Here is a 7,963-nt window from a genome sequence, read left to right as displayed (position 1 = left end):
CGGTCTTCTGCGCCACGGTCTTCTGCGCCGCGGTCTTCTGCGCCGTGGCCCCGGTCACCGGGTCGCCGGCAGTCGACGGGCCGGACGTCGTCGGCACGGCGGTGGCAGCCGACGGGGCAGTCGTTTCCGGCACGGCGGTGTCGAACCGGCGGGACAGTGGTGTCCGGTGGGACAGTGGTGTCCGGGGCGGCGGTGGCGACCGACGGGACGGTCGTTTCCGGCGCGACCGGCCCGGTCGGCGGGGTGCCCGGTCCGCTCTTCGCCTCACGCAGCTGCCGTTCCAGCTCGTGCACCCGGCGGGTCAGTTCGGCGACCTCGTCGGCGGTGGCCAACCCACCGCACCGAGCGCCCGGTCGACCTCGAACCGGACCAGTTTCGTCAGCGCTTCCCGGTTGGCCGCCCGGTGGCGAGGATTTCCTCGGCGAGCGACTGGAGTTGCCCGGCGGTCGCGCCGCCCGTCCCGACCAGCCGCCGGCGGCGTCCTGGGCCCTCTTCCGGGGCGCTTCCGTCAGGCCCAGGGCCAGCTCCAGGTAGGCGCGCCACGCGTCCTGCATGACTGAGTCCTTCCGTGGGGGCAGTGTGCGGCCCTCACGCTACCGGGCGCCCCGGGTCGCCCATTGCGGTACGGTGCGGAAACGGCGTGGCGGGTGTGAGGGAGACGATGTGGCCACCGTGGACGAGTGCCGTCAGGCGCTGCGGGATCTTGCCGACCGCCTGGACCGGCACGCCGACGTGTCCAACAAGATCGATCTGGACCGCACCCTGGCCTGCCGGATCACCGACCTGGAGACCGCTTTCCACGGTCGGATCGCCGGTGGCCGGCTGCTCGATCTCACCGACGGCGACGACCCCAAGGCAAAGATCGCCCTGGTCACCAGCAGCGACGACCTGGTCGCCCTGGTGCACGGCCAGCTCGACGTCACCAAGGCGGTCGCCGCCCGGCGGATCTCCATCAAGGCCAGCCCGTTCGACCTGCTGAAGCTACGCAAGCTGCTCTGAGCGGGCGACACCGCCGACGACCCGCCACGGTCGGCCGACAGACAGGCCGGGGCGGCACCACCCGCTGTCGGGTCGGTGCCGCCCCGGGCCCGCTGTTCAGCCGGCCGAGCTGGCGGCGAGGTGGCCGGAGCTGGCGGAGCCGTCCGCAGGTGGCCGGCCGGAGCCGGGCCCCGGTGACCGGGCTGGCCCCAGCTCGGCCGGCCGGCTGGCTCGCTGGCTCAGAGAGCCGGTCAGGTGGCCAGTCCGAAGCCGGCCAGCACCTGCTCCGCCTCCGGCGAGGCCGGTCGGACGTCCGCACCGGTGCCCGCCGCCCAGGCGACCGCGCAGAGCGCGGCCAGCGCGTCGAGCGGCCGTCCGGCACCCCGCAACTCCACCGCCCGTCCACCGCCGTGGCCGACCATCCACCGGCCTGCGGGGCACCGGGAACCCGGACCACCGCCGCCGGGTCGAAGAGCCCGGCCAGGTCCACCGCCACATGGGTCGGCCGCCGTTGTTCGGCAGCCGCCAACAGTTCGGGTACGTCGCTGACGCCGGTCAGCACCAGCAGGCTGTCCAACCCGGCCCGGCGGGCACCCTCGATGTCGGTGTCGAGCCGGTCGCCGACCACCAGTGACCGGCCGGTGCCGGCCCGTCGGGCGGCGGTGGCGAACAGTGCCGGCTCCGGCTTGCCGACCACCACGTCGGGTGCCCGGTCGAGGGCGTGCCGCAGGGCCGCCACCAACGAGCCGTTGCCGGGCAACGGACCACGTCCGCTCGGCAACGTTCGGTCGGTGTTGGTGGCCACCCAGGTCGCCCCGGCCCGGATCGCCACCGACGCCTCGGCGAGGTCCACCCAGCCCACCTGCGGGCCGTACCCCTGGACGACGGCGACCGGCGCGGCGTCGGCGCGGTCGACGGGGGTGAGCCCGACGGCGCGGATCTCGGCGCGCAGCGCCTCGGCCCCGACGACGAGCACCGCGGCACCGGCGGGAAGGCGGTCCCGCAGCACCTCGGCGGCGGCCGCAGCCGAGGTGAGCACCTCCGCCGGATCGGCCGGTACGCCCATTCCCGTGAGCAGGTCGGCGACCTCGCTGGAACGGCGTGAGGCGTTGTTCGTGGCGAACGCCACCGACCGGCCCTCGGCCCGCAACGCGCCGAGGGCCTCGACCGCGCCGGGGATCGGCCGGTCGATCAGGTAGATCACTCCGTCCAGGTCGAACACGACCAGGGCGTACCCGTCGACAAGCCGACCCCCGGCGACCTCGGTCATCGCTGGTCCGTCTCCGCGCCGCGCCCGTCCACCGGCCGGCCCTCGACCGGGGTCGGCGCGTCGTCGACCTGACCGGCCGCACCCGCACCGGGGTCGAGTCGGGTGGCCGCGGCACCCGAGGGGCTGTCGTCGGCGTCGTCGCCCGCAACACCGGCGTGGGCGGCCGGCTCGTCGTCGGGGTCGTCGTCGCGCCCGCTCTGCTCGGCGCTCTCGCCACGGTCGTTGTCACCGGTACGATCCTCGGCGCGCTCGCGGTCGCCGTGACCGTCGCGGATCTCGTCGTCCAGGTCCGCTTCCCCGTCGGGGTCGTCCTCGGCGACATCGGCTTCCCCGTCGAAGTCGTCCTCGTCGTCGAAGTCGTCCTCGTCGTCGCGGTCGCCTTCGGCGCGGTCGTCGGAGGTGGTGTCCGCCCCGGCCGGCAGCGTGCTGGCCTCGGCGGCCGGTTCCTCGACCGGCTCGTCGTCCTCGTCGTCGCCCTCGATCACGACGCCGTCGAGTTCCAGCAGCCGCTCCGGGGCATCGGTCTCACCATCGGCGTCCACGTCGGCGGCCCGCGAGAACCACTCCCGGGCCTCCTCGCGCCGACCCACCGCGAGCAGTGCGTCGGCGTAGGCGTAGCGCAACCGGGCGGTCCACGGCTCGGCGACGTCCGTGGTCAGCTCCGGGACCTGGAGCATCGCCACCGCGGCGTCCTTCTGCCCCAGGTCGGCGCGGGCCCCACCGGCAACGATCAGCAGCTCGACCGCGACGGCCTTGTCGAGCTTGGCGCTGTCGGCCCCCCGGAACAGATCGATCGCGCGTTCCGGTCGACCCAGGGCGCGCTCACAGTCCGCGAGCACCGCCAGGTGGCTCTGCAACCCGGTCATCCGGTGGTAGGTGCGCAGCTCGGCGATCGCCGTCTGCCACTCCCCCGCGTGGTACGCGGCCAGCCCGACCGCCTCACGGACGGCCGAGATCCGGGACGCCAACCGCCGGGCGGCCATCGCGTGCGCGAGCGCCTCCGTCGGGTCCTCGTCGATCAGTTGACCGGTGGCGACCAGATGCCGCGCGACGGTCTCCGCAACCGGCTTGTTCAGCGAGAGGAGTTCGGCACGAACGGCCGTGTCGAGGTCGCTCGCGAGGATCTCGTCCGGCAGTGCCGGCGCAGCCGGACGGGCGTCGGCCTCGTCCCGGCGGTCCCGGTCGGCGCCGAACCCGCCCTCGCGGCGGTCCTCGCCACCGCGCTGGTCGTCGCGGCGCGGCCGGTCATGGTCGCGCTCGCCGCCACGGAAACCGCCCTCACGACGGTCACCGCCCCGGAAGCCACCCTCGCGGGAGTCGCCGTCCCGGCGGAACCCGCCGAGGCGGGAGTCACCCTCGCGGGGGCCGGAGCGGAAACCACCCTCGCGGCGGTCACCACCCTGGAAGCCGCTTCCACCCCGGCTGCCACCGAAGCCACCCTCACGACGGTCACCACCACGGAAACCACCCTCACGGGAGTCACCGCCACGGAAACCACCCTCACGGCGGTCACCGCCGAAACCACCGGGCCGACGCTCGCCCCCCGCAGCGCCCTCGCGACGATCTCCACCGCGGAAACCACCCTCACGGGAGTCCCCACCACGGAAGCCACCCTCGCGCGGGCCGGACCGGAAACCACCACGGTCCCCACCACGCGAATCATCACGACGGTCCCCACCACGGAAACCACCGGGACGGGAATCACCATCACGCGGACCAGAACGGAAACCACCCTCACGACGGTCCCCACCGAAGCCACCCTCACGACGATCACCGCCACGGAAACCACCCTCACGGGAGTCCCCACCACGGAAACCGCCCTCGCGCGGGCCGGACCGGAAACCACCACGGTCCCCACCACGCGAATCATCACGACGGTCCCCACCACGGAAACCACCCTCGCGGGAGTCGCCACCGGGCCGACGGTCACCGCCTCGGAAATCACCGTCGCGGGAGTCGCCGTCCCGACGGAAACCACCGGGACGGGAATCACCGTCGCGGGAGTCGCCGCCGCGGAAGCCGCCCTCGCGCGGGCCGGACCGGAAACCACCACGGTCCCCACCACGCGAATCATCACGACGGTCCCCACCACGGAAACCACCGGGACGGGAATCACCATCACGCGGACCGGAACGGAAACCACCCTCACGACGGTCCCCACCGAAGCCACCCTCGCGGCGATCGCCACCGCCGAAACCACCGGGCCGACGCTCACCGCCGGCAGCACCCTCACGACGGTCCCCACCACGGAAACCACCGTCGCGGGAGTCACCGCCACGGAAGCCGCCCTCACGCGGGCCGGACCGGAAACCACCCTCGCGGCGATCGCCACCGCCGAAACCACCGGGCCGACGCTCACCGCCGGCAGCACCCTCACGACGCTCGCCACCCCGGAAACCACCGTCACGACGGTCCCCACCTGGGAAGCCGCCCTCGCGACGGTCCCCACCACGGAAACCACCCTCACGGGAGTCACCGCCACGGAAGCCACCCTCACGCGGGCCGGACCGGAAACCACCACGGTCCCCACCACGCGAATCATCACGACGGTCCCCACCACGGAAACCACCGGGACGGGAATCACCATCACGCGGACCAGAACGGAAACCACCCTCACGACGGTCCCCACCACGGAAACCACCCCCGCGGGAGTCACCGCCGTTGCGCGGGGCGTCGCCATCGCGTCGGAATCCACCGTCGCGTCGGTCGCCGGAACGGAAGCCGCCGTCGCGCGAATCCCCACCGGAACGGAAACCGCCGGGCCGGGAGTCACCGGTACGGGGGCCCGAACGGAAACCGTCCTCGCGCCGGTCTCCGCCCCGAGGTCCCCCCCGCGAGGCACCGCGGTCGTCGCGGTCTCCCCGGTATGGGGGACGGTCGTCCCGCCGAGGGCCGGCGTCACGCCCCTGGGGCCGGTCGGAGCGATCTTCATATTGGCGCGGACGGTCTCCGCCCTGCGGTCCTGAACTCACAGGTAAATCCTTCCTGATTGCGCCACCGACGGCGCGACGCAGTCGAGGGCCGACCCGGATGGGGCGGCCCTCGACTGAAAGGTTGTCCGGCGGTGTCCTACTCTCCCACACCCTCCCGAGTGCAGTACCATCGGCGCTGGAGGGCTTAGCTTCCGGGTTCGGAATGTAACCGGGCGTTTCCCCTCCGCCATGACCGCCGTAACACTATGAACATATCAAACAACACACACACCCACACAACACACGGTGGGGGGTTGTTTGGTGTTTGTTCAGAGTTGCACAGTGGACGCGTAGCAGCCTTGTAAGCAAGTCCTCGGCCTATTAGTACCGGTCAACTGAACCCGTTACCGGGCTTACATTTCTGGCCTATCAACCCAGTCGTCTAGCTGGGGGCCTTACCCCCACAAAGTGGGGTGGGATACCTCATCTTGAAGCAGGCTTCCCGCTTAGATGCTTTCAGCGGTTATCCCTTCCGAACGTAGCTAACCAGCCGTGCCCCTGGCGGGACAACTGGCACACCAGAGGTTCGTCCGTCCCGGTCCTCTCGTACTAGGGACAGCCCTTCTCAAGTATCCTACGCGCACGGCGGATAGGGACCGAACTGTCTCACGACGTTCTAAACCCAGCTCGCGTACCGCTTTAATGGGCGAACAGCCCAACCCTTGGGACCTGCTACAGCCCCAGGATGCGACGAGCCGACATCGAGGTGCCAAACCATCCCGTCGATATGGACTCTTGGGGAAGATCAGCCTGTTATCCCCGGGGTACCTTTTATCCGTTGAGCGACACCGCTTCCACTCGCAAGTGCCGGATCACTAGTCCCGACTTTCGTCCCTGCTCGACCTGTCAGTCTCACAGTCAAGCTCCCTTGTGTACTTGCACTCAACACCTGATTGCCAACCAGGCTGAGGGAACCTTTGGGCGCCTCCGTTACCCTTTAGGAGGCAACCGCCCCAGTTAAACTACCCACCAGACACTGTCCCTGAACCGGATAACGGTCCGAAGTTAGATACCCAAATCAACCAGAGTGGTATTTCAAGATTGCCTCCACCCATACTGGCGTACAGGTTTCACCGGCTCCCACCTATCCTACACAAGCCCATTCAGATACCAATGTCAAGCTATAGTAAAGGTCCCGGGGTCTTTCCGTCCTGCCGCGCGTAACGAGCATCTTTACTCGTAATGCAATTTCGCCGGGCCTGTGGTTGAGACAGTGGGGAAGTCGTTACGCCATTCGTGCAGGTCGGAACTTACCCGACAAGGAATTTCGCTACCTTAGGATGGTTATAGTTACCACCGCCGTTTACTGGCGCTTAAGTTCTCCGCTTCGCCCCGAAGAGCTAACAGGTCCCCTTAACGTTCCAGCACCGGGCAGGCGTCAGTCCATATACATCGAATTACTTCTTCGCATGGACCTGTGTTTTTAGTAAACAGTCGCTTCCCCCTGCTCTCTGCGGCCATACAACGCTCCACCCGCACGGGGCTTCACGTCTCCGGCCCCCCTTCTCCCTAAGTTACGGGGGCAATTTGCCGAGTTCCTTAACCACAGTTCGCCCGATCGCCTCGGTATTCTCTACCTGACCACCTGTGTCGGTTTGGGGTACGGGCCGCTAAGAACTCGCTAGAGGCTTTTCTCGGCAGCATAGGATCACTGACTTCACCTGAATCGGCTCGGCATCACGTCTCAGCCCTCATGTGTCGCGGATTTGCCTACAACACGGCCTACACGCTTACCCCGGCACAACCACCGGCCGGGCTCAGCTACCTTCCTGCGTCACCCCATCGCTTGACTACTACCCACCAGGTTCCTGCGCTCCCCGTTCTCAGTCCGAAGACCTCCAACAGTTCGGGCAGTTAGCACAATAAGGTTCATCACGGGCGCTCTTTCGCGGGTACGGGAATATCAACCCGTTGTCCATCGACTACGCCTCTCGGCCTCGCCTTAGGTCCCGACTCACCCAGGGCGGATTAGCCTGGCCCTGGAACCCTTGGTCATCCGGCGGAAGGGTTTCTCACCCTTCTTTCGCTACTCATGCCTGCATTCTCACTCGTGCCGCGTCCACAACTGGGTCACCCCGCTGCTTCACCCCCGGCACGACGCTCCCCTACCCACCCACACACCTGCACACCCCATCAAGGAGATGCGAAGTAAAATGTGAGTGCCACAGCTTCGGCGGTGTGCTTGAGCCCCGCTACATTGTCGGCGCGGAACCACTTGACCAGTGAGCTATTACGCACTCTTTAAAGGGTGGCTGCTTCTAAGCCAACCTCCTGGTTGTCTATGCGACCCCACATCCTTTTCCACTTAGCACACGCTTAGGGGCCTTAGCTGGTGATCTGGGCTGTTTCCCTCTCGACTACGAAGCTTATCCCCCGCAGTCTCACTGCCGCGCTCTCACTTACCGGCATTCGGAGTTTGGCTGATTTCGGTAAGCTTGTGGGCCCCCTAGACCATCCAGTGCTCTACCTCCGGCAAGAAACACGCGACGCTGCACCTAAATGCATTTCGGGGAGAACCAGCTATCACGGAGTTTGATTGGCCTTTCACCCCTAACCACAGGTCATCCCCCAACTTTTCAACGTTGGTGGGTTCGGCCCTCCACGCGGTCTTACCCGCGCTTCAGCCTGCCCATGGCTAGATCACTCCGCTTCGGGTCTAGAACATGCGACTACGACGCCCTATTCAGACTCGCTTTCGCTACGGCTCCCCCACACGGGTTAACCTCGCCACATGCCACTAACT

3 protein-coding genes, 2 rRNA genes and 2 pseudogenes (1 of these 7 cut by a window edge) are annotated in these 7,963 nt (G+C 68.1%); 2 read left to right on the top strand and 5 right to left on the bottom strand.

What is annotated here, in order from left to right:
- Positions 1 to 554, bottom strand: a pseudogene (locus tag J7462_RS32870) (phasin family protein); the annotation flags it as partial.
- Between the two features lie 109 nt (positions 555 to 663).
- Between J7462_RS32870 and J7462_RS31505 the strand changes: the two are divergent.
- Complete coding sequence (locus tag J7462_RS31505; protein ID WP_208566856.1) at positions 664 to 999, top strand: SCP2 sterol-binding domain-containing protein; 336 nt, start codon at positions 664 to 666, stop codon at positions 997 to 999.
- A gap of 230 nt (positions 1,000 to 1,229) precedes the next feature.
- On the opposite strand, the pseudogene J7462_RS31500 reads toward J7462_RS31505, so the two are convergent.
- Both J7462_RS31500 and J7462_RS32865 read right to left on the bottom strand, forming a co-directional pair.
- A pseudogene (locus J7462_RS31500) lies at positions 1,230 to 2,248 on the bottom strand (HAD-IIA family hydrolase).
- Positions 2,245 to 3,231 carry a lipopolysaccharide assembly protein LapB gene (locus J7462_RS32865; protein WP_255597527.1) on the bottom strand — a complete coding sequence of 329 codons (987 nt, stop codon included), beginning with the start codon at positions 3,229 to 3,231 and terminating at the stop codon, positions 2,245 to 2,247. The pseudogene J7462_RS31500 and the gene J7462_RS32865 overlap by 4 nt, the downstream one beginning before the upstream one ends.
- Before the next feature lie 3 nt (positions 3,232 to 3,234).
- Between J7462_RS32865 and J7462_RS33090 the strand changes: the two genes are divergently transcribed.
- Positions 3,235 to 5,214, top strand: a complete 1,980-nt coding sequence (locus tag J7462_RS33090; RefSeq protein WP_219470904.1) for a hypothetical protein — start codon at positions 3,235 to 3,237, stop codon at positions 5,212 to 5,214.
- A gap of 90 nt (positions 5,215 to 5,304) precedes the next feature.
- Here J7462_RS33090 and rrf read toward each other — a convergent pair.
- Both rrf and J7462_RS31480 read right to left on the bottom strand, forming a co-directional pair.
- Positions 5,305 to 5,421, bottom strand: a 5S ribosomal RNA gene (rrf, locus tag J7462_RS31485).
- Positions 5,422 to 5,521: 100 nt separating this feature from the next.
- Positions 5,522 to 7,963: ribosomal RNA gene (locus tag J7462_RS31480) — 23S ribosomal RNA — on the bottom strand; it runs 668 nt beyond the window's last position.

The sequence above is a fragment of the Micromonospora sp. RL09-050-HVF-A genome, from assembly GCF_019374995.1.
GTDB lineage: Bacteria > Actinomycetota > Actinomycetes > Mycobacteriales > Micromonosporaceae > Micromonospora > Micromonospora antibiotica.
The sequence above is the reverse complement of the archived record's forward strand: the minus strand, read 5'-3'. Positions and strand labels throughout refer to the sequence as shown.

Bases quoted from the DNA above. Each gene is read 5' to 3' on its own strand.
- J7462_RS32865 (WP_255597527.1), bottom strand. From the start codon at position 3,231: ATGGCCGCCCGGCGGTTGGCGTCCCGGATCTCGGCCGTCCGTGAGGCG.